Source organism: Streptomyces sp. NBC_01334, from assembly GCF_035983595.1.
GTDB lineage: Bacteria > Actinomycetota > Actinomycetes > Streptomycetales > Streptomycetaceae > Streptomyces > Streptomyces coriariae.
The window spans coordinates 7,833,282-7,857,663 of the sequence record NZ_CP130718.1 but is presented as its reverse complement, the minus strand read 5'-3'; the positions used below and the strand labels follow the sequence as shown (position 1 = coordinate 7,857,663).

The 24,382-nt window shown below is 69.4% G+C and carries 16 protein-coding genes; 7 read left to right on the top strand and 9 right to left on the bottom strand.

Annotated elements, in window-relative coordinates:
* Positions 1-13: 13 nt before the first annotated feature.
* The gene (locus OG736_RS35010) at positions 14-451 is read right to left on the bottom strand and encodes a MarR family winged helix-turn-helix transcriptional regulator (RefSeq protein ID WP_327185954.1); all 438 of its coding nucleotides are present in this window, start codon (positions 449-451) and stop codon (positions 14-16) included.
* 82 nt (positions 452-533) lie between these two features.
* Between OG736_RS35010 and OG736_RS35005 the strand changes: the two genes are divergently transcribed.
* Entirely contained in the window at positions 534-1,451 is a 918-nt protein-coding gene (locus tag OG736_RS35005) for a quinone oxidoreductase family protein (protein ID WP_327185953.1), read from the top strand.
* A 156-nt stretch (positions 1,452-1,607) separates the two neighbouring features.
* On the opposite strand, the gene OG736_RS35000 is transcribed toward OG736_RS35005, so the two are convergent.
* Entirely contained in the window at positions 1,608-2,600 is a 993-nt protein-coding gene (locus OG736_RS35000; protein ID WP_327187794.1) for a bile acid:sodium symporter family protein, read from the bottom strand.
* Positions 2,601-2,782: 182 nt separating this feature from the next.
* On the opposite strand from OG736_RS35000, the gene OG736_RS34995 reads away from it, so the two are divergent.
* Positions 2,783-3,694 (top strand): LysR substrate-binding domain-containing protein, encoded by a 912-nt coding sequence (locus OG736_RS34995; RefSeq protein ID WP_327185952.1) that lies wholly within the window; start codon positions 2,783-2,785, stop codon positions 3,692-3,694.
* 165 nt (positions 3,695-3,859) lie between these two features.
* Here OG736_RS34995 and OG736_RS34990 read toward each other — a convergent pair whose 3' ends face one another.
* Positions 3,860-4,873, bottom strand: coding sequence for an Lrp/AsnC family transcriptional regulator (locus OG736_RS34990; RefSeq protein ID WP_327187793.1), 1,014 nt, complete (start codon positions 4,871-4,873; stop codon positions 3,860-3,862).
* Between the two features lie 126 nt (positions 4,874-4,999).
* Here OG736_RS34990 and OG736_RS34985 point away from each other — a divergent pair, with 126 nt between their 5' ends.
* The 3 genes from OG736_RS34985 to OG736_RS34975 all read left to right on the top strand — a co-directional run bounded on the left by OG736_RS34985 (position 5,000) and on the right by OG736_RS34975 (position 9,651).
* A complete protein-coding gene (locus tag OG736_RS34985; protein WP_327185951.1) occupies positions 5,000-6,499 on the top strand; it encodes an MFS transporter in 1,500 nt (499 codons plus the stop codon).
* 307 nt (positions 6,500-6,806) lie between these two features.
* On the top strand, positions 6,807-8,633 hold the full coding sequence (locus tag OG736_RS34980; protein ID WP_327185950.1) for an AMP-dependent synthetase/ligase: 1,827 nt from the start codon (positions 6,807-6,809) through the stop codon (positions 8,631-8,633).
* A 181-nt stretch (positions 8,634-8,814) separates the two neighbouring features.
* Positions 8,815-9,651 carry an aldo/keto reductase gene (locus OG736_RS34975; RefSeq protein WP_327185949.1) on the top strand — a complete coding sequence of 279 codons (837 nt, stop codon included), beginning with the start codon at positions 8,815-8,817 and terminating at the stop codon, positions 9,649-9,651.
* Between the two features lie 68 nt (positions 9,652-9,719).
* On the opposite strand, the gene OG736_RS34970 is transcribed toward OG736_RS34975, so the two are convergent.
* The 4 genes from OG736_RS34970 to OG736_RS34955 all read right to left on the bottom strand — a co-directional run bounded on the left by OG736_RS34970 (position 9,720) and on the right by OG736_RS34955 (position 15,252).
* On the bottom strand, positions 9,720-10,439 hold the full coding sequence (locus OG736_RS34970) for an SDR family oxidoreductase (RefSeq protein ID WP_327185948.1): 720 nt from the start codon (positions 10,437-10,439) through the stop codon (positions 9,720-9,722).
* Positions 10,440-10,601: 162 nt separating this feature from the next.
* Entirely contained in the window at positions 10,602-11,567 is a 966-nt protein-coding gene (locus tag OG736_RS34965; protein ID WP_327185947.1) for a class I SAM-dependent methyltransferase, read from the bottom strand.
* A gap of 312 nt (positions 11,568-11,879) precedes the next feature.
* On the bottom strand, positions 11,880-13,604 hold the full coding sequence (locus tag OG736_RS34960) for a glycoside hydrolase family 6 protein (protein ID WP_327185946.1): 1,725 nt from the start codon (positions 13,602-13,604) through the stop codon (positions 11,880-11,882).
* 154 nt (positions 13,605-13,758) lie between these two features.
* Positions 13,759-15,252, bottom strand: a complete 1,494-nt coding sequence (locus tag OG736_RS34955; protein WP_327185945.1) for a cellulase family glycosylhydrolase — start codon at positions 15,250-15,252, stop codon at positions 13,759-13,761.
* A 265-nt stretch (positions 15,253-15,517) separates the two neighbouring features.
* Here OG736_RS34955 and OG736_RS34950 point away from each other — a divergent pair, with 265 nt between their 5' ends.
* Together OG736_RS34950 and OG736_RS34945 are read left to right on the top strand one after the other, a co-directional pair.
* Positions 15,518-18,433 carry a glycoside hydrolase family 48 protein gene (locus OG736_RS34950; RefSeq protein ID WP_327185943.1) on the top strand — a complete coding sequence of 972 codons (2,916 nt, stop codon included), beginning with the start codon at positions 15,518-15,520 and terminating at the stop codon, positions 18,431-18,433.
* A 276-nt stretch (positions 18,434-18,709) separates the two neighbouring features.
* Positions 18,710-21,388, top strand: coding sequence for a cellulose binding domain-containing protein (locus tag OG736_RS34945; protein ID WP_327185942.1), 2,679 nt, complete (start codon positions 18,710-18,712; stop codon positions 21,386-21,388).
* A gap of 49 nt (positions 21,389-21,437) precedes the next feature.
* Here the strand turns inward: OG736_RS34945 and OG736_RS34940 are convergent, their stop codons facing one another.
* Both OG736_RS34940 and OG736_RS34935 read right to left on the bottom strand, forming a co-directional pair.
* Positions 21,438-23,369 (bottom strand): rhamnogalacturonan lyase, encoded by a 1,932-nt coding sequence (locus tag OG736_RS34940; protein WP_442817112.1) that lies wholly within the window; start codon positions 23,367-23,369, stop codon positions 21,438-21,440.
* A gap of 39 nt (positions 23,370-23,408) precedes the next feature.
* Entirely contained in the window at positions 23,409-24,377 is a 969-nt protein-coding gene (locus OG736_RS34935; protein ID WP_327185941.1) for a helix-turn-helix transcriptional regulator, read from the bottom strand.
* Between the last annotated feature and the right edge of the window lie 5 nt (positions 24,378-24,382).

Below are 24,382 nucleotides of genomic sequence, written 5' to 3'. Positions count from 1 at the left end.
ACGTTATCCGCCGTCAGCCCTCCGTACCGGAAATCCGGATCAACATGCCCATGAATTGGTCGCATTCGGCGGCGGAAAGCGGGGCGAGCAACGCCTCGTTCGCCTCCCGGGCGGCCTTCTCGCAGCGCCGGAGCAGCCGTCGTCCCTCTTCGGTGAGTGACACCGCGTTCTTCCGGCGGTCGTTCGGATCCGGTTCACGCACCGCGAGTCCCGCGAGTTGCAGGTCGTTCAGGATGCCGACCAGGTCCTTGGGGTCGAGTCCGACACTGCGACCGAGGTCGGCCTGGGCGACAGGGGCGAGGTCACGAACGGCGGAGAGCACCACGTGGTGCCACATCTTGAGGCCCTCGACGGCGAGGGCCTCGGCCACCAGTGCGCGACCCCGGCCGGCGGCCCGGCCCAGGAGCCAGCTGGGCAGCGAGCGAATGGCGGAGAGGGGTGCTTCGGGCATGGTCACACCCTACGACAATTCATTGGACGCCCCAATGACCTTCAGGATACCGTTGGGACTCCCAATGAGTCCTGGAGGTGTGATGCGCCGCGTCCGATACGGCTCCACCGGCGGCCCCCTGTTCCTGGAGGAGGCACCTGTCCCCGAACCGGGCTCCGGCGAACTCCTCGTGCGCTGCGAGGCGATCGGCGCCACCCTTCCCGTCGTCCGTAAGGTCGCTGAGGCCGCGGAACCGATTCCTCTCGGGGGCGAGATCGCCGGGGAGGTCGTGGCCGTCGGGGGCGGGGTCAGCCGATTCCGGGTGGGTGATCGCGTGACCGGCCTGTGTTTCGGCCACGGCTACGCCGACTTCGCGCTCCTGCACGAGGTCATGGCCTCCCCCGTCCCGGACGACGCCGGCGCGGTCGACGCGGTCGCCCTGGTACGCAGCGGCCTGGTCGCGCTGGGCGCCCTCACGGCCGCCCGACCCGAGCCGGGCGAGGCGGCCCTCGTCACCGCGGCGGCGAGCGGGGTCGGCCACCTCGCCGTACAGCTCGCGCGGACGCGCGGCGCGACCCGCGTCGTGGGCGCCGTGTCCGACCCCTCGAAGGCCGACTTCGTGAGGGCGCTGGGGGCCGACGACGTCATCACCTACGACCAGGACGACTGGGGCGTCCGCGTCGACTACGCGCTCGACGCGGTCGGCGGCGAGCTGCTCACGCCCGCCATCGCGTCCCTCGCGCCCGGCGGACGACTCGTGGCGTACAGCTCCGGGGGCGGGACGGTCCAGGCATACGACCTGCTGGTCGGCGCCAAGTCCGTGATCGGCTTCCAGATGGCCCACATCGCGCGCGGGAAACCGGAGTTGTACGAGCGGTGGCGCCAAGAGCTGTGGCAGCTGTTCGCGGAGGGGGTGGTGAAAGCCGTCGTGCACAAGGAATTCGCCCTGGAGGACGCCACCGAGGCGCACGCGACGATCGAGTCACGCGCCAATTCGGGCAAGGTCGTCCTGGTGCCGTGAGCTGGGGTCGACGGAGGTCAGGATGCGGTCGACCGCACATTGCATATCGTCGCCCCGCGCGCACCCACGGACCACCGCCGACTGTCTACGGGCGACCGGCGACCGGCGACCGGCGACCGGCGAGCGGCGACCGGCGAGCGGCGACCGGCGAGAATCTCACGTCGCAGCCGCCGGCGCCCTCTCGTCGGCAGGTTCCCGGGACGCCTCCAGCGGATCCCTCGCCCGGCGTTTGGCGATGACCGCACACACCATCAGCTGCATCTGATGGAAGAGCATCAGCGGCAGCACCGCCAGGGACGCATGCGCGCCGAACAGGACGCTCGCCATCGGCAGCCCGGAGGCCAGGGACTTCTTGGAGCCCGCGAACTGGATGGCGATGCGATCCTCGCGGTTGAACCGCAGCGCCTTGCCGCCGTACCAGGTCAGGACGAGCATCACGGCGAGCAGAACGGCCTCGACGATGAGCAGCCCACCCAGCCGTACGGCGCTGACCTGGTGCCAGATGCCCTGGATCATGCCCTCACTGAACGCCGTGTAGACGACCAGCAGGATCGAGCCTCGGTCGACGAGCCCGAGCACCTTCTTGTGCCGCGCGACGAACCCGCCGATCCAACGGCGCAGCAGCTGTCCCGCGACGAACGGCACGAGCAACTGGACCACGATCTCGACCAGCGAGTCCGCGGAGAAACCACCGCCACTGCTGCCGAGCAGGGCCGCCGCGAGCAGGGGGGTGACGACGATGCCGACCAGCGAGGAGAAGGAGCCCGCGCAGATCGCGGCGGGCACGTTGCCCCGGGCGATGGAGGTGAAGGCGATCGACGACTGGATGGTCGACGGCACGAGGGTGAGGAAGAGCAGCCCCTGGTAGAGCGGGTGGGTGAGGAACACCGGGACGAGGCCGCGCGCGGCGAGGCCGAGCAGCGGGAAGATCAGGAAGGTGCAGGCCAGGACGGTCACGTGGAGCCGCCAGTGCTTCAGCCCGTCCAGTGCCTCACGGGTCGACAGTCGGGCGCCGTAGAAGAAGAAGAGGAAGGCGATCGCGGCGGTGGAAGCGCCCGAGGCCACATCGGCGGCGGCGCCGCGCGCCGGGAGCAGCGCCGCGAACCCGACGGTGCCGAGCAACAGCAGGATGTACGGGTCGACCGGCATCCAACTCGGCCAGTGCAGGCGTTTCACGGTGCTCCACGTGCGGTTCGATGGGCGTGCGTCCGGGCTCGGGGAGCCCCTCCCCATCGTCCTCCTCCGCGTCGTGATCGGGAATCCGGTATACCGCTCTCACTGTCATCACGTATTGCGATAAACAAAGCCTCCGACGGACTACTGTGGCGCTCGTGTACGAGCCCTCCCATCTGCGTACTTTCCTCGCCGTCGCCCAGACCCTGAGCTTCACACAGGCCGCGCGGCGGCTCGGGCTGCGTCAGTCCACGGTCAGCCAGCACGTACGACGCCTCGAGGACGCCACCGGGCGGGCGCTGTTCACCCGGGACACGCACTCCGTGGAGCTGACGGAGGACGGCGAGGCGATGCTCGGGTTCGCGCGCCGGATCCTGGACGTCCACGAGCAGGCTGCGGCGTTCTTCACCGGCACCCGGCTGCGCGGTCGGCTGCGCTTCGGCGCCTCCGAGGACTTCGTACTGACCCGGCTGCCGGAGATCCTGGAGGGCTTCCGCTACGACCATCCCGAGGTCGACCTCGAACTGACGGTGGAGCTGTCGGGCACCCTGCACGAACAACTCGCCGCCGGGAAACTGGACCTGGTGCTGGCCAAGAGACGTCCCGAGGATCCTCGGGGGGAGTTGGTGTGGCACGACGGGCTGGTGTGGATCGGCGCGGAGAGGCTGCGCCTGGACGCCGACCGCCCGGTCCCGCTCATCGTGTTCCCGCCTCCTGGCATCACCCGCGCCCTGGCCCTGGAGGCGCTGGAGCGGCAAGGGCGGGCCTGGCGGATCGTATGCACGAGCGGCAGTCTCAACGGCCTCATCGCGGCGGCCCGGGCCGGCCTCGGCGTGATGGCCCACTCGCGAGGCCTGATCCCGCCGGGCCTGGTGCGGGTCCCGGAGCGGGCTGGGCTGCCGGAGCTGGGGCAGGTCGACTTCGTGCTGGTGCACGGACACAGACGCACCTCGGCCCAGGGTGCTGCGGACGCGCTGGCGGCAGCGATCCTGGCGGGCGGCGACCGACTGCACCGCCGGGCGGCAGGGTCCGGTCGACGGCTCGACCCGCCGGGAGGCGGCGCCGGCTGAACCGTCGGCATACCGCGTGCGGCATGCCGTATCCGGTATGCGGCGCACCGAAATGCGGCATGCCGCACATTGCATACCGAATCCCACATACCGCCTACGGCAGGCCCGCCGCCCGCCCTACGCCTACCGCCTACCGCCTACCGCCTACCGCCTACCGCCTACCGCCTACCGCCCAGCATGCTGATACGTCAGCTGCTTCACCCGTCGCATGAACGGCGTCGCCTCCACGTGCTGGACGCCCTCCAGGCGCCCCAGAGGCCCGCTGAGGTAGGCGTAGAGACCCGCCGTGCCCCGGACCACCGCCGTGACGACGATGTGGGAGGGTCCGGCTGTGGCCGAGGCGAAGGCGATCTCGTCGTGGGTGGCGAGCGCCTGCCCGACCTCGTGCATGGCGGAGGGCGCCGTGGTGATCCAGAGGACGGCGGCCAGGGGGTAGCCGAGGAACTCGGAGTGGTACTCGACGTCGATGTAGACGGCGCCCGAGGCGAGCAGGGCGGCCAGGCGGCGTTTGACGGCGGACTCGGAGCGACCGGTGGCGCGCTGGAGTTCCGGATAGGTGGCCCGGCCGTCGCGTTCCAGGACGGCGAGCAGCGGCTCGTCCTCGGGTTCGATCCGGGCCGGTCCCGTCAGCCCCGGCCCCGTCAGCCCCGCCGACGCGTTCGCGTCGTGGCGCGGCGTGAGGGCGGCGATCTGCTCCTCGTCCAGCGCCCCGAACTTCCGCAACCAGCCGGTCGGCCCGCCGTAGAAGCGGTGGAGGAGTTGCTGGGCGCGGATCTCCACGACGCTCGGGGTGCGCGGGAGCTTGCCGAGGAGCAGGTCGTCGTGGTCGCCGGGATGGCGGGGCCGGGTCATGCAGACGATCTCGGTGCCACCGGAGCCCAGCCCGATCCAGTAGGTGTCGGGGCGTTTGGCGAGCGCGTCGGCGATGACCGTGGCGCTGTCGGGTACGCAGCGCAGCCGCAGCATCCACTGGTCCTGGCCGAGGCGTTCCGCGTCCCGGAGGGCGACGACCCTCAGGCCGGCCTCGGCGCTGAGCCGGCGGAAGCGGCGCGCGACCGTCTGGTCGGAGACGCCCAGGACCCCGCCGAGTCTGCTGAAGGAAGCCCGCCCGTCCACCTCCAGCGCCGAGAGCAACCGGAGATCCAGTCCGTCCAGCTTGCCATCGGCGTGGAATTCCATCTCCACTGCACTCTCCCCCGTCGGATTCCGTCGGCTGGGCACCGGATACCACGGTGATCGGCCGCGTCTCGTCCATCGTACGGAGCGCTTCGCATCCATCGCAGAGGAAATATCGAGGAGAAGAACATGCGCACATGGGGGCCCCTGACAGCGGTGTGCCTGGGCACGTTCATGTTGTTGCTGGACGTGACGATCGTGATCGTGGCGCTGCCGGACATGGCGCGGGCGTTGCACGCCTCGCTGAGCGATCTGCAGTGGGTCGTCGACGGCTACGCGCTCGCGCTGGCCGCGCTGCTGCTGGGGGCCGGGGCCACCGCCGACATCCTGGGGCGCCGCCGGGTGCACGTGGTGGGAGTGGTGGTGTTCGCGACGGCGTCGCTGCTGTGCGGGCTGGCGAGCGGGCCGGACACCCTCGTCGCTGCTCGGGCCCTCCAGGGGGTGGGGGCGGCCGCGATGCTGGCGACGACGTTGCCGCTGCTCGGCTCGGTCTACCAGGGCCGGCAGCGGTCGGCCGCGCTCGGGGTGTGGGGCGCGGTGAGCGGCGCGGCCGCGGCGGTCGGGCCGGTGCTGGGCGGGCTGCTGACCGAGGGGCCCGGCTGGCGATGGATCTTCTACGTGAACCTTCCGGTGAGCGTGGTCGCGGTGTGGCTGACGCTGAAGGCGGTGCCGGAGTCCAGGGGGCCGCGCGGGATGCGGGTCGACTGGGCGGGCACGGCGACCTTCGCGGTCTTCGCGGGCGGGACGGCGTACGCCGTCGTACGGGCCGGTGAGGACGGCTGGACGGCGTCGGCGACGCTCACCTCGTTCGGGCTCGCCGCGCTCGCGCTGGTGTGCTTCGTGCTGGCGGAGCGGCGGGCGGCGCATCCGCTGCTCGACCTGTCGCTGTTGCGCCGGCCCGCGTTCGTGGGGGTGATGGTGGGCGCGCTCGCCTTCAACGGCGTGGCGTTCGGTGTGACGCCGTACCTGTCCATCTGGATGCAGACGCTGCTGGGGATGAGCCCGGTGCGCGGTGGGCTCACGCTGCTGCCGATGACGGTGGCGGCCATGGTCACGGCGGTCGTGGTGGGGAAGCGGTTCCATGGCGTTTCTGCCCGGCTGACCATCGGTGGCGGACTCCTGCTGATCGGCGCGGGCTGTTTCTGCCAGGCCGTGCTCGGCGCCCGTTCGGACTGGACGGCGCTGGTGCCCGGGTTCGTGCTGGTGGGCATAGGAACCGGTTTCGTCGCGCCTACCGTGGCCGGAGCCGCGTTGGCCGCGGTGGAACCGGCGCGGGCCGGGATGGCGGGCGGGGCCGTGAACACCGTACGGCAGCTCGGGTACGCGCTCGGGGTCGCGGTATTCGGCACCGTGGTGACCGCCCGGATGACCGACACCCTCCCGCACGACGCCTCCCACGCGCTGGCGGGCGGTGGCGCCGGCGCGCTGCGGGGCACGTTCTCCGAGCACACCCTGCGGTCCGCGTTCGCCTCCGGGCTCGACGCGGCGCTGGTGACGGCCGGCTGTGCGGGCCTGGTCGCCGCGGCACTCGTCCTCGTCCTGGTCAGGACACCACCCGCGGCCGTGGCCGGCACAGGGGAAACGGATGCGACCGCGCCGTCGAAGGAAGGAGCGGCCCCCCGGCCGTGACGGAGCCCCCGGTCGTGGCACAAGCCCCCCGCCCGTGGTCTCGACAGCAGGGGTTGGGTGACGCGGACCGTGACCGCCGTGGGAAGGGGCGGGCAGAGTAAGCGGTACGGGCAGATTCGGTGGAGATTACGGTGCCGAAACTTACTCTTCCGTCAGTTTTCTGTCCGACCCTTCCCCATGTGAGCCCATTTTCCGGCACTGACCAGCGCAGACGAGAGCATCACTCGTTTTCCGCCCCCCTCCCCTCCCGCCGTCGGGTGGGGTAGCTTTCACGGCGCTGTGCGGCCATGAGAAGCGGGGTGCGGGTTTGCGCGAGTTCACCAACCCTCCGTTGGCGTTGGCACCGCCGGTGGGCGGTCTGGCCGACGTCGTGTTCCGGCATGCCCAGGAGGACCCGCACTACGTCGCTCTCGGCCGCAAGGACGAGGGGGGCGAGTGGCGGGACGTGACCGCCGGTGAGTTCCGCGACGAGGTCCTCGCCCTGGCCAAAGGTCTCCTCGCGCAGGGCATCCGCTTCGGCGACCGCGTCGCGATCATGTCCCGCACCCGTTACGAGTGGACGCTCTTCGACTTCGCCCTGTGGACCATCGGCGCCCAGGTGGTACCGGTCTACTCGACCTCCTCGGCCGAGCAGTGTTTCTGGATGCTCTACGACGCCGAGTGCACGGCCGCGATCGTCGAGCACGAGGACCACGCGATGACGATCGCCACCGTCATCGACCGCCTCCCCCGGCTGCGGCAGCTGTGGCAGCTGGACTCGGGCTGCGTGCAGGAGCTGTACGACGCCGGCGCCGCCATCGAGGACGACGTGGTGCACCGGCACCGGGAAGCGGTTACCCCCGACTCGACCGCGACGATCATCTACACCTCGGGCACGACCGGCCGGCCCAAGGGCTGTGTCATCTCGCACGGCAACTTCATGTTCGAGGCGGACACGGTCATCGAACGCTGGGAGCCGGTGTTCCACTCGAAGAAGGGCGACGAGGCCGCGACCCTGCTGTTTCTGCCGCTCGCGCACGTCTTCGGGCGGATGGTGCAGATCGCCGCGATCCGCGGCAAGGTCCGTTTCGGCCACCAGCCCCAGCTGCACGCGGCCGCCCTGCTCCCCGACCTGGCCGCTTTCAGACCTTCGTTCTTCCTGGCCGTGCCGTACATCTTCGAGAAGGTGTTCAACGCGGCGCGCCGCAAGGCGGAGCGGGAAGGCAAGGCGGGACCGTTCGCGAAGGCCGTCGACGTGGCCGTGAACTACGCCGAGGCGGTCGAGGCGAAGGCTTGGGGCACCGGACCGGGCCCCTCGGCGGGTCTGCGGATGCAGCACCAGCTGTTCGACAAGCTCGTCTACTCCAAGGTGCGCGCGGCGATGGGCGGCCGGGTGCGGCACGCCATGTCCGGCGGCTCGGCCATGGACCGCAAGCTCGGCCTGTTCTTCGCCGGCGCGGGTGTGCAGATCTACGAGGGCTACGGCCTGACCGAGACGACGGCGGCCGCGACCGCCAACCCGCCCGGACGCACCAGATACGGCACGGTCGGCCAGGCGATCCCCGGCATGACCGTGCACATCGCGGACGACAGCGAGATCTGGCTGCGCGGCGGAAACGTGTTCCAGGGCTATCTCAACAACCCCAAGGCCACCGACGAGACCCTGCACGACGGCTGGCTGGCCACCGGTGACCTGGGATCACTCGACGAAGACGGTTACCTCACGATTACCGGCCGCAAAAAGGAGATCCTGGTGACCTCCGGCGGCAAGAGCGTCTCGCCGGGGCTGCTGGAGGAGCGGGTGCGTGATCATCCGCTGGTCAACCAGTGCATCGTCGTCGGCAACGACCGGCCGTTCGTGGCCGCTCTGGTCACCCTCGACCAGGAGGCCGTCGAGCACTGGCTTCAGATGCGCAACAAACCGCAGCTGACCCCGGTCGAGCTGGTGAGCGACCCCGATCTGGAGGCGGAGGTGCGCCGATCCGTCGTAGCGGCCAACACGCTGGTCTCGAAGGCCGAGTCGATCCGCACGTTCCGCATCCTCGCCCAGCCCTTCACGGAGGAGCACGGACTGCTGACCCCGTCGCTGAAGCTGAAGCGCAAGGCCATCGAAAACGCTTACGCGAACGAGGTCGACGCGCTGTACCGCTCGTAAGGCTTCCGGCGGCGACGTGGAACACGTTTCCGACCGCTCCCGAAACGGGCAAGGCAGGCTCCGGAAGCCGGCTCCCCAAACCGGCTCCCGAGACGAATTCGGGGGTCAGGAATGCATCACTCGCCGTGATCGTTGACGATGGGAGTACCACTTTGACGGACAACCGAAGGATCAAGAGCTCGTGAGCAGCAAGGTCCCCCCGATCATCCTCAACAACGGCGTGGAGATGCCCCAGCTGGGCTTCGGTGTCTGGCAGGTGCCGGACGACGAGGCGGAGCAGGCGGTCTCCACCGCGCTGGAGGCCGGGTACCGCAGCATCGACACAGCGGCGATCTACGGCAACGAGGAGGGCACCGGCAAGGCCATCACCTCCTCCGGCGTGCCCCGCAACGACATCTTCGTCACCACCAAGCTCTGGAACAGCGACCAGGGATACGACTCGACGCTCCGCGCGTTCGACACCTCGCTGGAGAAGCTCGGCCTGGACTACCTGGACCTGTACCTCATCCACTGGCCGCTGCCCTCCCGCGACGGTTACGTGGACACGTACAAGGCGTTCGAGAAGCTCCTCGCGGACGGCCGGGTGCGCGCCATCGGCGTGTCCAACTTCCTGCCGGCGCATCTGGAGCGGCTGATCGGCGAGACGTCGGTCATCCCCGCCGTCAACCAGATCGAGCTGCACCCGCACCTCCAGCAGCACGCCTCGCGCGAGTTCCACGCGGAGCAGGGCATCGCCACCGAGGCGTGGTCCCCGCTCGGCCAGGGCAAGGGCCTCCTCGAGGTCCCGGCGGTCGTGGCCATCGCCCAGAAGCACAACCGCACCCCGGCACAGGTCGTGCTGCGCTGGCACCTCCAGCTCGGCAACGTCGTGATCCCGAAGTCCGTGACGCCGTCGCGGATCAAGGAGAACATCGACGTGTTCGACTTCAGCCTGGACACCGAGGACCTGGCGGCGATCAGCGCCCTCAACGAGGACCGGCGCATCGGTCCGGACCCGGCGACGTTCGACGTCGGCTGAGGGTTCCCCCGCATGCGTCGAGGGCGCCCCCCGATCCGGGGGGCGCCCTCGACGTGTCGGCAGGCCGGTCAGTTGGGCTGGCCGATCGGCCGTACGACGACGGTGTTGATGTCGACGCCCGCCGGCTGCCCGATGGCCCACACGACGGAGTCGGCGATCTGGTCGGCGGTCAGCAGCTGCCCGGGCGGCAGGCTGCCGTAGCTGTCCCAGAAGGGGGTCTCGACCCGGCCGGGCGCGATCAGCGTCACGCCGACCCCCCACTCGGTGACCTGGCGGCGGGTGTTCTCCGCGAGGCCGGTCACCGCCCACTTCGTCGCCCCGTAGATGTTGCCCGGGGTGGGCACGAAGCCGGCGACACTGCCGATCAGCACGATCCGTCCCCGGGTCTCCTTCAGCGCGTCGATCGACGCACGGATGAGGAGCGCGGGTCCGAGTACGTTCGTCAGGACCATGTCGGTCCATCCGGCCGGGTCACCCTCGGCGACCGAATCGTGGGTGGCGGTCCCCGCGTTCGCGACGACTGTATCCAGTCGCCCGTATGCATCGAGCGTACGGGCGACCGCCGAATGTACACAGTCGTAGTCGGCGGCATTCCCGGCCACCGTCAGCAGCCCCTTCGGCTCGCCGAGTTCCGCGGCGAAGGCGCGCAGCCGCTCCTCGCCGCGGCCGGTGACCGTGACCCGGTACCCGGCGGCCAGCAGCTGCCGCGCGACGGCGGCACCGATGCCGCTGCCGCCGCCGGTGATCAGTGCGACCGGAGCATCCGAAGTGCCCGAGACGTTGCTCATGGTGTGCCCCCCATTGCGTCGGCTGCGCGTCCTGGCTGCGTACGTCGGCCGTACCGTGTCGGTGGCTGCTCGTTGCTCGACGTACGATGCGCGGCACGCAGTCCATCACTTGGAGCACTCTCCAAGTCAAGCCCTGTCAGACCGACTTGGGACTCGGGCCGTCTACTGGACCGGCTTCACCGCGGTGTGCACGGTATGCGCGGCGAGCACGAACACGTCCGCCCTGCGGTGCACGCCCGCCTCGTCCTGCGGGTCGAGCAACCGGTCCAGCACGGCGCGGTCATCGGAGCCCAGGGCGTCACCGAAGACGTCCCGCAGCCGCGACAGGGACGCGGCGACATAGGCGCGGGCCCGGTCGGAGGCGGGCGCGGACAGGTCGAGCAGGAAGCTGCGGGTGCGGGCGTGCTTCAGACCGGCCGCGCCGAGCAGCGCCGCCCAGTCCTCGGCCTCCTCGACGTAGCCGGGCAGGTCGGCCCGCATCCGGGCGAACCACTCCTCCTGCAGCGCGTCGAGCCGTGCCTCCAGGCCGGGTCGCCCGAAACCGAGGTCCCGCGGCAGGAACCGGGTCGGCAGACCGCCCTCCATGATCGCCAGCGTGCCGCCGGGCGCGAGGCGCTCCGCGAAGGCGGCCAGAGCAGCGCGCTGGTCGCCCAGGTGGTGCAGACTGCGGCCGGCCCACAACAGGTCGGCCGGGTAGTCCAACTCGGCCAACACATCGGGAAGTTCACCGGCCAAGGTGTCGAAACGGTCGCTGTACCCGAGCCGGTCGGCTCGCTGCCGCGCCCGCTCCAGCAGCGGCGCGGAACCGTCCACCGCCGTGACCCGCGCACCGGAGAACGTCTCGGCGAACAGACAGGAGACGACCCCCGGACCGCTGCCCACGTCCACGATCAGCCCCGGCTCGGTCACCTCCCTCCCGAGCCAGGACAGCGCCCGCTCGTACATGGGAGTGAAGAGTTCGGCCTGCGCTTCGAGATGCGGGGCCATCTCGGCCCAGTCGATGTCGGTGTCCTGGCCGTGTCCATGGCCGTGACTGTGACCCTGACCGTCACCGTGCGTAGCACCAGGGGCGTGGCCTTGGCCCGGGGTGTGCCGGTCGTCGCGGGGCTCGTGTGGGTGGTGCGCCATGGTGTCAGCCTCTCGTCCGGTGTGCCGTCAGCGTGCGCCGACGCACCGGTCCGGGGCCACCTTTGTTGCCGGTGCGGCAAAAGGCGTGACGCCGACGGCAAACCGGATCGAGCCTGTCCGGCCGCTCCCGACGAGCTGGAGCGACCGGACAGGAACTGCTCACCGGTGGAGTTCGCGACCGCCGGGGTCGGTCGGCCCGGGAGGACCGTCCCCCGACCCCGACGGATCACCGTCGCTCACCTCACCGTCATCTCACCTCGATCTCGTCTCACCTCGATGTCGTGCGGAGCGACTCGCGTATCGGCCACGGACCTACAGCGGCGGGTACGCGTTCTGCATCAACTGCTGGAACTGGGCCGAGAACCAGTGTCCGGACAGCGGCGCGTTCGGCAGCGCGCCCGACATGTTGTTGTTGTTGCGGGGGTTGCCCGTGTACGTCGGGTCGCACATCCGGTCGAAGCCCTTGCCCTCGTCGTTCGCGATGGCGGAGCTGGCACCGTCGGACTCGCCCGGCGGCTTCATCCACACGTACGCGTCGATCCCGGCGGCCGGAGCCGCCTTGGGACGCTCACCGAGGCCGGCGCCGGACTGGTTGCACCAGTTGCCGGTGTTGAAGCGGCGGTCGTAGCGGCCGCCGTCGACGTAGGTGTCCACGCTGGTCGTGGCGCCCGGGCCGGTGGGCCGGGCGGTGCCGCCCCAGCCGTTGCGGGAGGTGTCGATCAGCATGCCGATGTTCGACTTGAAGCCGGTGGTCACCAGCTGGTTGCGGAAGGCCTGGGCGTACGACTGCTCGTCGACGTAGCGGTTCCAGTCCACCCACTTGGACTCGCGGACCGACTTGCCGGCCACGGAGTCGTTGATGGTGAAGTTGTTCTCCTTCAGGGCGCTGTAGTTGGCCGTGTTGGTGATGAAGCCGTGTACGTCGTCGACGGTCGCACCCTCGGCGGTGGCCGCCTGGTAGAAGAGCTGGGCGGAGGGGGCGAAGTTGTCGTCCCAGCCGAGCCAGCCGTGGTGACCGGCGTCGATGTAGTTGTAGACGTTGGGGATCGCGCCGAGCTTGTCCAGCGCGTAGCCGACGCCCTTCACGTAGTTGCCGTTGGCCTTCATGGTGTCGCAGGCCGCGGTGGCGGTGGGCCGGCTGCCGGTGTTGGTGACGAGGTTGGGCAGCGAGTCGATCTCGATGGTGGTGACGATCCGCAGGCCGGCGTACTTGCTGTCGGCGAGGATCGTCGCGATGGGGTCGATGAACTGCGTCTTGTACTTGTCGATCTCCGTCGGGCCGAGTTCGCCGTTGGAGGCGAGGGCGGCGCAGTCACGTCCGGGAAGGTCGTAGACGACCAGCTGGACGACTTCCTCACCGCTGCCCTTCTGGGCGAGGGCCGCGTCGAGGTGGGCGCGCAGCCCCATGCCGCCGTTCACTCCGTTGATGGCGGCGATACGGTCGAGCCAGACGCCGGTCGGCTGGCTGGAGATGCGGCTGCCGCCCGTCTCGGCGGCGGCCTTCGCCGACCATTCGGGGTTCACGTACACCTTGGCGCCGACGTAGGGGTTGTCGACCTTGGTGGACGGGGTGCCGGGGTCCGTCGGGGTCCCGGGGTCGGTCGGGGTCCCGGTACCGCTGTCGACGTTGCAGGTCACGCCGTCGAGGGTGAACGTGGTCGGGATCGCGTTGGTGCCGCTGTAGGTGCCCTGGAATCCGAAGCTGACCGAACCGCCGGTCGCCAGCGTCCCGTTGTAGGTCTCGTTGTTGGCGGTGACCGCCGTACCGGCCTGGGTGATCTTCGCGTTCCACCCGTTGGTGACCTTCTGGGTGCCGGCGTACGCCCACTTCACCGACCAACTCGACTTCGCGGCCGAGTTGTTGGTGACAGTGACGGCGGCGGTGAAGCCGCTGCCCCAGTCGTTCTGCACTTTGTAGTCGACGCTGCACGGGATGGCGGCGATGCCCGGATCGCCGGGGACGACGGCGAGCGCCGTCCCGGAGGCGCCGGCGACCAGCGCCAGCGCGGCGAGTACCGCTGTTCTGCTACGGCTCATGAGTGCGGGTTCCTTCTCGGTTGCGGGTGGTGTCCGTTTCTTCGGTGTTTCCGATCGGCCGTCGATCGGGTTCGAACAGACCGGTTTCGGCCCGGCTTGATCGACCCGGCTGATCGACCCGACTGGTCGGTCCGACTGATCGGTCCCGTGGCGCCTATCCGTCGAGTGCGCGCAGATGGTCGCGCAGGCCGGCCCCGTACGCCGTGGGCGTCCCGTCGTAGCCGGAGATCAGGGACGGACCGGTGGAGCAGTCCCAGGTGTTCCAGGTCCAGCCCAGGCACGACAGGCCGCGGTCGTCGAACCACTTCATGACCTGATCGACGAAACCGTGCGAGCAGGTGTTCTCCCCGATCTCCCCTGCCACGAGCGGCACTTGGGCAGCGACGGGGGCGAGGGTGGAGTTCCAGCAGCTCTCGTTGGCGCAGGTGTTGAAGTTGTAGACGTGGTACGCGGCGGCCAGATTGCCGGTCGGGTCGGTGGGCTTGTACGTCAGCCACTGGCTCAGGTCGTTGGAGTACGCGAGCCCGCCGGCCAGGATGACGTTCCTGGCTCCGGTCGCCCGTACGGAGTCGACGAGATCCTGCATACCGGCGACCTCGTACCCGATGCCGGGACAGGTGCCGCCGTCCCGCCAGCACTGCCACGCCTGGGTGGTCGTGGAGGTGGCGCGGTCCGGGTAGGGCTCGTTGAACAGGTCGAACACGACGGCCTGGTCGCTCTTGAAGGCGTTGGCCACCGAGGTCCAGAACGACGGGGTGTACTGCATGTCGGGCATCGGCTTCTGGCAGCTGGCGTGCACATCCGAGCAGCCGGCCGAATTTCCCGTGTACTGACCGTAGTTCCAGTGCAGTTCGACGATCGGCGTCATGCCGTGCGCCTCGACGCGGGCCACCAGCTCCTTGACGGCGTTGACGTAGTTGGTGCCGCCGTAGGCGGAGTTGATGTTCGAAAGGCCCAGCCAGCACTCCTCGTTGAGCGGGATGCGCACGGTGTCGACGTTCCAGTCGGCGATCGCCTCGACGGAGGCGTCGTCGACCGGTCCGTCCCAGATGCCGCGCCCCTGTACGCACATGAACTCGCCGCCGGAACGGTTCACGCCGAGCAGACGACGGGTGTTTCCGCCGGCGTCCACGAGCTTGTTTCCGGAGACGTGCAGTGCGGGCGGCCCGTCACCGGTGTCCGGCGGATCCGTCGTGGGGGGTGCGGTGGGGGTGGGCGTGGGGGTCGGCTCGGAGTCGGCGTTGCAGGTCGTGCCGTTGAGCTTGAACGTCGTCGGTGCGGCGTTCGTCCTCGAGGTGGAGGCGATGAAGCCCGCGCTGACGCTTGCGCCGGTACCCAGGGAGCCGTTCCAGCTCTCGTTCGCGGCGGTGACGGTCGTACCGGACTGGGACCACTTCGCGCTCCAGCCCTGAGTGACCTTCTGGCCGTCCGCGAAGTCGAAGGTGAGGTTCCAACTGCTCAGGGCTGCCGCATTGTTGGTGAACCTCACGGCGCCCTGGAAGCCGGTGTCCCACTGACTGGTGACCGAGTACTCGACCGTGCACGCGGGCACGGCTCCCTGCGCCGTGACGACCGGTAACAGGGCGCCCGCAACGAGGGCGACCGTGCCGGCCACGGCTAAAAGTACTGAACGCGGGGGGTGTCGCATGAGCGACTCCTTGCAGCTCAGGCGCGTCATGAACCGACGCGTCGACTGATGGAACCGCTCCCACTGGTGTCTCGAAGCTAGCGCCAAGTGTCGGCAAAGAACAGAGGCGTCACTGACTTTCCCTCAACGTCCCTCGTCGAATCTTTTCGACTCTTCAAGCATCTTGACCGCCCCCACCCCCATCCCCACTATGGGAGCGCTCCCACTGGTTCAAGGCTTGTTGCTCCTCCCCCACTTCTCCGAGCCGCAAGGAGGAACCAGCACCATGGATCCCTCACGCAGACGCCGCGGGGCGCGGCGCCTGTGGACCGCCGCTCTGGCGGCCCTCGCGCTTCCCCTCGCCATGCTGAGCACAAGCACAACTCCCGCCCAGGCGGCGGTACTTCAGTGCAGCGTGGACTACAAGACCAATGACTGGGGTTCCGGCTTCACCGCAGACCTCACCCTCACCAACCGGGGCACCGACCCGATCAGCGGCTGGGCCCTGACGTACTCCTACGCCGGCAACCAGAAGCTGACGAACGGATGGAACGGCAGCTGGTCGCAGTCCGGTCAGCAGATCACGGTGAACAACGCCTCCTACAACGGGACGATCGCCGCCGGAGCCGCGGTCAGCACGGGTGGGCAGTTCACCTACAGCGGGACGAACGCCGCTCCCGCGAGCTTCGCGGTCAACGGCACCCCGTGTGTCGGCGCGCACCAGCCGCCGGTCACCGTGCTGACCAGCCCGACCGCGGGCGCGGTCTACACGCAGGGGAACGCGGTGCCGCTCGCGGCGACCGCCGCGGCCGCCGACGGCGCGACCATCAGCAAGATCGAGTTCTATGACGACACGACCCTGCTGGGTACGGACACGAGCTCGCCGTACACCCTGTCCGCCTCCGGCTTGTCCGTGGGCAGTCACTCTCTGGTCGCCAAAGCGTACGACAGCCTGGGCGCTTCTGCGTCGTCGACCCCGGTCGGCATCACGGTCGCCTCGGGACCGGCCGTGGTCGCCTCCACCAACCAACTCGCCGTGCAGCAGGGCAAGACGGGCACCTACTCGCTGAAGCTGTCGACCCAGCCGTCGGCCAACGTGACCGTCACGACCGCTCGCACCACCGGCAACACGGGCCTGACGGTGACGGGCGGCGCGAGCCTGACCTTCACGCCGTCCAACTGGAGCGCCGCCCAGAACGTGACCATCACGGCCAACGCCTCGGGCACGGGCGCCGCGACCTTCGAGTCGACGGCCACCGGGCATGCGAAGGCCTCGGTCACGGCCACCGAGATCGCGGGCACCAAGGCGTACGACGCCCGGTTCCTCGACCTCTACGGCAAGATCACCAACCCGGCAAACGGTTACTTCTCCCCCGAGGGCATCCCGTACCACTCGGTCGAGACACTGATCGTCGAGGCCCCGGACCAGGGGCACGAGACCACCTCCGAGGCCTACAGCTACCTTCTCTGGCTGCAGGCGATGTACGGGAAGATCACCGGCGACTGGACCAAGTTCAACGGCGCCTGGGACATCATGGAGAAGTACATGATCCCCACCCACGCCGACCAGCCGACCAACTCGTTCTACAACGCCTCGAAGCCGGCGACGTACGCGCCCGAGCTGGACACTCCGAACGAGTATCCGGCGAAGCTGGACACCGGTGTGTCCGTGGGGTCGGATCCCATAGCCGGTGAACTGAAGACCGCATACGGTACGGACGACGTCTACGGTATGCACTGGCTTCAGGACGTCGACAACACCTACGGCTACGGCAACGCGCCCGGCAAGTGCGAGGCCGGCCCGACCGACACCGGCCCGTCGTACATCAACACCTTCCAGCGCGGCTCGCAGGAGTCGGTGTGGGAGACGGTGCCGCAGCCGACCTGCGACGCCTTCAAGTACGGCGGTACGAACGGGTATCTGGACCTGTTCACCGGCGACGCCTCGTACGCCAAGCAGTGGAAGTTCACCAACGCCCCCGACGCCGACGCGCGGGCCGTGCAGGCCGCGTACTGGGCGGACATCTGGGCCGAGGCGCAGGGCAAGGGCAGCGACGTCTCCGCGACCGTCGGCAAGGCCGCGAAGATGGGCGACTACCTGCGCTACTCGATGTACGACAAGTACTTCAAGAAGATCGGCAACTGCGTCGGACCGACCGCCTGCGCGGCCGGCACCGGCAAGGACGCCTCGCACTACCTGATGTCCTGGTACTACGCCTGGGGCGGCGCCACGGACACCAGCGCCGGCTGGGCCTGGCGCATCGGGTCCAGCCACACCCACGGCGGCTACCAGAACCCCCTCGCCGCCTACGCGCTCAGCAGTTACGCCGACCTGAAGCCCAAGTCGGCCACGGGCCAGGCGGACTGGGCGAAGTCGTTGTCCCGGCAGATGGAGTTCTACCGCTGGCTGCAGTCCAGCGAAGGCGCCATCGCGGGTGGGGCGACGAACAGTTGGGCGGGCCGCTACGCGACTCCCCCGACCGGCACGTCGACCTTCTACGGCATGTACTACGACCAGCAGCCCGTCTACCACGACCCGCCGTCCAACCAGTGGTTCGGCTTCCAGGCGTGGTCCATGGAGCGGGTCGCCGAGTACTACCAGCAGACGGGGAACGCGAGCGCCAAGGCGGTCCTCGACAAGTGGGTCGACTGGGCGCTGTCCAAGACCACGATCAACCCGGACGGCAGCTTCCTGATCCCCTCCACGCTCCAGTGGTCCGGCCAGCCCGACACCTGGAACGCGTCAAGTCCCGGCGCCAACACGGGACTTCACGTCACCGTCGCCGACTACACCAACGACGTCGGCGTGGCCGCCGCGTACGCCAAGACCCTGACGTACTACGCCGCCAAGTCCGGTGACACGGAGGCGAAGACGACCGCGAAGGCTCTCCTGGACGGTATGTGGGCCAACAACCAGGACGCCCTCGGCATCGCGGTGCCGGAGACCCGCGCCGACTACAACCGCTTCGACGACGGCGTGTACGTCCCGAGCACCTTCAGCGGCAAGATGCCGAACGGCGACGCGATCAACTCCTCCTCGACCTTCGCCTCGCTGCGGTCCTTCTACAAGAACGACCCGGCCTGGTCGAAGATCGAGAGCTATCTCGCGGGCGGAGCCGCACCCGTGTTCACGTACCACCGCTTCTGGGCCCAGGCGGACATCGCCCTGGCCATGGGCTCGTACGCGGAGCTTCTCGAATAGGCCCCCGCTGAGCGCTCCGCGCGTCGGACGGCGTTCGTCTGCGGGCCGGATGTGGCCGGTCACGCAGCTCCCCGCGCCCCCTGGTCGCCCCTTCGGGGCTCGGGGGCGCGGGGTGGCACCGCCCGTCGGCGCGGTCGCTCGAGGTTTCGCGTACGTGGCCCCGCCACCTGACGGCGGGGCCCAGGCCGGGCGGCCCCCTACCGCACAGGGGCCGCCCGGCAGTCGCACGTCCCGTATCCCCCCGCACACATGGCTTCGCGAGGAAGGACCCCCACCGTGCGAAGAACCGGCATCCTGATGGCCGTGTCGGCGCTCGCCGCCGGCCTGATCGCGGGCAGTCCGCCCGTACTGGCCGCGGACGGCAGCCCGCAGACGACGCTGGCCGCAGAGTCGTACACCTGGAAGAACGCCCGGATCGACGGCGGCGGCTTCGTGCCCGGCATCGTCTTCAACCGCAAGGAGAAGAACCTCGCCTACGCCCGCACCGACATCGGCGGCGCGTACCGCTGGCAGGAGTCGAGCAAGACCTGGACGCCGCTGCTGGACTCGGTCGGCTGGGCGGACTGGGGGCACACGGGCGTGGTGAGTCTGGCCTCCGACTCCGTCGACCCGAACAAGGTGTACGCGGCGGTCGGCACGTACACCAACAGCTGGGATCCGGGCAACGGGGCCGTGCTGCGCTCCGCCGACCGGGGCGCGAGCTGGCAGAAGACGGACCTGCCCTACAAGCTGGGCGGCAACATGCCCGGCCGCGGCATGGGCGAGCGCCTGGCGGTCGACCCGAACAGGAACAGCGTGCTGTATCTGGGCGCGCCGAGCGGCAAGGGCCTGTGGCGGTCGACGGACTCGGGAGTCACCTGGTCGCAGGTGACGAACTTCCCCAATGTCGGCAACTACCAGCAGGATCCGACCGACACCAGCGGGTACGCCTCCGACAACCAGGGCATCGTCTGGGTCACCTTCGACGAGTCCACGGGGACGTCCGGCACCGCGACGAAGACGATCTACGTCGGCGTGGCGGACAAGGACAACGCGGTGTACCGGTCGACGGACGCGGGCGCGACCTGGACCCGGCTGGCCGGGCAGCCGACGGGATACCTGGCGCACAAGGGTGTACTGGATACCGTCAACGGCTATCTGTACATCGCATACAGCGACAAGGGCGGGCCGTACGACGGCGGCAAGGGCCGGCTGTGGAGATACGCGACGGCGACCGGGACCTGGACGGACATCAGTCCGGTGGCGGAGGCCGACACGTACTACGGCTTCAGCGGGCTGACGATCGACCGGCAGAAGCCGGGCACCGTCATGGCCACCGCCTACAGTTCCTGGTGGCCGGACACCCAGATCTTCCGTTCGACGGACAGTGGTGGCACCTGGACGAAGGCGTGGGACTACACGTCGTATCCCAACCGCGCGAACCGGTACACGATGGATGTCTCGTCGTCGCCGTGGCTGACCTGGGGCGCCAACCCGTCGCCGCCGGAGCAGACGCCCAAACTCGGCTGGATGACGGAGGCGTTGGAGATCGACCCGTTCAACTCCAGCCGCATGATGTACGGCACGGGGGCGACGGTCTACGGCACGGAGAACCTGGCCGACTGGGACAGCGGGGGCCAGTTCACCATCAAGCCGATGGTGCAGGGGCTGGAGGAGACGGCGGTCCTGGACATCGCCTCTCCTCCTTCAGGCGCTCCGCTGCTCAGCGCGCTGGGCGACATCGGCGGCTTCCGCCACACGGACCTGACGAAGGTGCCGTCGATGATGTTCACCTCCCCGAACTTCACGTCGACGACGAGCCTGGACTACGCCGAGTCGAACCCGAACACCGTGGTGCGCGTCGGCAACCTGGACTCGGGTCCGCACGTGGCGTTCTCGACGGACAACGGCGCCAACTGGTTCGCGGGGACGGACCCTTCGGGGGTCAGCGGTGGCGGGACGGTCGCCGCGGCGGCGGACGGCAGCCGCTTCGTCTGGAGCCCGGCGGGCGCCGGTGTGCAGTACACCACCGGTTTCGGCACCTCGTGGCAGGCGTCGAGCGGGATCCCGGCCGACGCGATCGTCGAGTCCGACCGGGTCGACCCCAAGACCTTCTACGGGTTCAAGTCGGGCAAGTTCTACGTGAGTTCGGACGGTGGAGCGACCTTCACCGGGTCCGCGGCGACCGGTCTGCCCAGTGGGGACAGCGTGCGATTCAAGGCGCTGCCGGGCACGAAGGGGGATGTCTGGCTGGCGGGCGGGGCGAGCGACGGGGCGTACGGGCTGTGGCACTCCACGGACTCCGGCGCGACCTTCACCAAGCTGTCGGGAGTCGAGCAGGCCGACACGATCGGTTTCGGCAAGGCGGCGACGGGAGCGTCGTACCAGACCCTCTACACCAGCGCCAAGATCGCCGGGGTGCGTGGCATCTTCCGCTCGACCAACAAGGGCGTGACCTGGACCCGTGTCAACGACGATGTCCATCAGTGGGGTTGGACGGGCGCGGCGATCACGGGTGACCCGAGGGTGTACGGGCGGGTCTATGTCTCGACGAACGGCCGGGGCGTCATCTACGGCGACACCTCCGACACCGGCGGCGGGGACGGGGGTACGGATCCCACGGACCCGACAGATCCCACCGACCCCCCACCGACCGGTGCCTGTGCGGTGACGTACACCATCACCAACCAGTGGTCGGGGGGCTTCCAGGCGGACGTCAAGCTCGCCAACACGGGCACGAGCGCCTGGTCCGGCTGGAACCTCAACTGGGCTTTCCCGAACGGCCAGACCGTCTCACAACTGTGGAACGCCGACTACACGCAGTCGGGTTCGACGGTGACGGCGAAGAACGTGAGCTGGAACGCCAATGTGGCGGCCGGTTCGTCCGTGAGCTTCGGCTTCACGGGAGGCTGGTCGGGATCGAACACGAAACCGGCGGCGTTCAAGCTGGGTGAGCAGAGCTGCACGGTGAGCTGACGACCGTGGGTGCGCGCCCCGGGGACCGGGACGCGCACCCCTCGCTCACTCAGGGCGTGTAGACCGTCGGGCGGGGCGCCGTCTGCATACCGTTGCCGAGGAAGTAGCTCGGGTGCGGGGGTTGGTTGTAGGCAGTATTTTGCCAGGCCAGCCCTGTGCGGTACATCGTGTCGTGGAGCAGGGTCGTGATGCGTGTCGTCGTCTCGTAAGGCGTCGAGTAGATGCGCAGGGCCGTGTTGTCGCTGGTCGGCCAGATGACCTCCTCGCGCCAGTCGCCGAGGATGTCGCCGGACAGCGACGGGGTCGCCTTGGTGCTGTTGTTGGAGTGGACGCCCGAGCCGGTCAGCAGGCGGGTGTCCGAGGACGTGCCGTACTTGTCGATGTGGGTGCCGTCGAGGAGTTCGCGGACGGGATCGGCGTCCCACCAGGAGAGGAAGTTGACGGAGGACGGTTCCCGGCCCTTGGTCGCGCCCGCCTCGTCGCGGATGGAGGTGTCGGAGGCCGACCAGACCTCGGCACCGTCGTTGCCCGCCCAGATGTCACCGGCGACTCCGCGGCCGTTGTCGCAGCAGGCGGCCAGCTTCCAGTTGACGGTGCCGTTGGCCGGGTTGATGTACAGCTCGGCGGGCTGGCCGGTCGACTCCGAGACCTTGAAGTACTCGAGGCCGGCGTGCGAGGGGTCGAGGTCGCCGAGGTGCTGGGCGTCGCCGTGTCCCGTCTTCGTCGTCCACAGGCCGTTTCCGTTGTCGTCGACCGCCATGGCTCCGTAGACGATCTCGTCCTTGCCGTCGCCGTCGACGTCCCCGACGGAGAGACTGTGCGAGCCCTGGCCGTCGTAGCCCTTGCCGGTGTTGCTGGAGGAGTTGGTGTCGAAGGTCCAGCGGCGGGTGAAGGCGCCGTTCCGCCAGTCCCAGGCGGCGATCACGGTACGCGTGTAGTAGCCGCGTGCCATGATCAGCGAGGGGCGGGAACCGTCCAGGTAAGCGGTTCCCGCGAGGAAGCGGTCGACGCGGTTGCCGTACGAGTCGCCCCAGGACGAGACCGTGCCGCGGGCCGGGACGTAGTCGACGGAACTCATCGCCTTGCCGGTCTGGCCGTTGAACATGGTCAGGTACTCGGGGCCCGACAGCACATAGCCGCTGGTGTTGCGGTGGTCGGCGGAGGAACTGCCGATCACCGCGCCCGTGCCGTCCACCGTCGCGTCGGCGGTCTTCATGGCGATCTCGGCCTTGCCGTCGCCGTCGTAGTCGTACACCTGGAACTGTGTGTAGTGGGCGCCGGAGCGGATGTTGCGGCCGAGGTCGACGCGCCACAGGCGGGTGCCGTCGAGCTTGACGCCGTCGACGATCGTGTTGCCGGTGTAGCCCGACTGGGAGTTGTCCTTCGCGTTGGTCGGCTGCCACTTCAGGACGATGTCCAGGGCGCCGTCGCCGTCCAGGTCTCCGATGGAGGCGTCGTTGGCCTCGTAGGTGTAGGCGACGCCGTCGGGGGTCGTGCCGCCGGCCGGCGGGGTGACGGGGACGTCCTTGTAACCGGTGCGGAACTGGATCGCGTGGACGGAGTCGGCCTGTTCGACGCCGTTCACGATCGCGCGGACCGTGTAGTCGGCCTGGGACGGGGCGCCGGAGTGGAAGTAGTTCGTGGAGCCGGTGACCGGGGTCGAGTTGACCTTGGTGCCGGCCCGGTAGACGTTGAAGGAGACGCTGTCGGGGTCGGTGCCGAGCCAGCGCCAGCTGACCAGGTTGCCGCTGTCGGTGTGGACGCTGACGACGCCCCGGTCGAGGGCCTCCACCTGGCGGGCCGTGGCGGCCTCGGCCGTGCCGGCGCCGAGCGTGGTCAGTCCGGCGCCGACCAGAGCCGCGGTGGCGGTCAGCGCGGAGAGGACGACCCTTCGTCTGCGGTGCCTGCGCGAAGGGGGATCCGCGTGCGGATGAGGCTCCGGGTGCGGATGGGAAGGCGGGTGCGGATGCGGGTGCTGCACGAGACGTACCTCCAGGGAGGGACGGACAGGTTCCGTCTCTCAGTTGCCGCCGCCCACAGGCGAGTTGCCGTACACGGCGGCCAGTTCTGTCACCGTCCGGGCGATCCGCTCACGCAGTTCCGGCGGCTGCAGCACCTCGATGTCCGCGCCCAGCCGCAGGAATTCGGCGTGGGCGTGCTCGAGGGACTCGATGGGGACCCTGGCCACCGTCCAGCCGTCCGCCCCGGCGGGCCCGTCGAGACGCACCGCACGGGCGAGGGTCACTCCCGGGGCCAGTCGCACCAGCGCCTCCGCCCTGTCCTGGTACAACCGCTCGTGGAAGCCCTGCTGGTACGCCGTCCAGTGGGCCGCCAGGTCGAAGTCGTCCGGCCGGGTGAACACCTCTTCGGTGGCGGTGAGTTCGAGGATCTGGTCGACGCGGAAGGTGCGTGGTCCAGGGCCGGCGACGACGTACCAGCGTCCCGCCTTCAGGACCAGGCCGTAGGGCTCGAGCCGGCGTTCGACGTCGGTGGGCTCACGCCAGCGACGGTATACGGTATGCAGAATCCTGTTGTTCCACACCGCGTCGGCGACCGCCGCCAGATACGGCGTCTCGTCCGCCCCCGCGTCCGTGTACCAGCCGGGAGCGTCCAGGTGGAAGCGGCCGCTGATCCGGTCCGCGTGCGCCCGCAGTTCCGGCGGCAGCGCGGCGCGGACCTTCAGCTGCGCGGCGGCCAGAACCGGACCGAGGCCCAGCTGGGCGGCGGGGCCGGGGACGCCGGCCAGGAAGAGGGCCTCCGCCTCGTCGGCGGTCAGTCCTGTCAGACGGGTGCGGTAACCGTCGAGCAGGCGGTAGCCGCCGGCATGACCGGCGTCGCCGTACAGCGGGACACCCGCCGCGCCCAGTGCCTCCACATCCCGGTAGACGGTACGCACCGACACCTCCAGCTCTTCCGCGAGCTGGGCGGCGGTCATCCGGCCCCGGGTCTGGAGCAGCAGCAGGATCGACACGAGTCGGCTGGACTTCACTGACA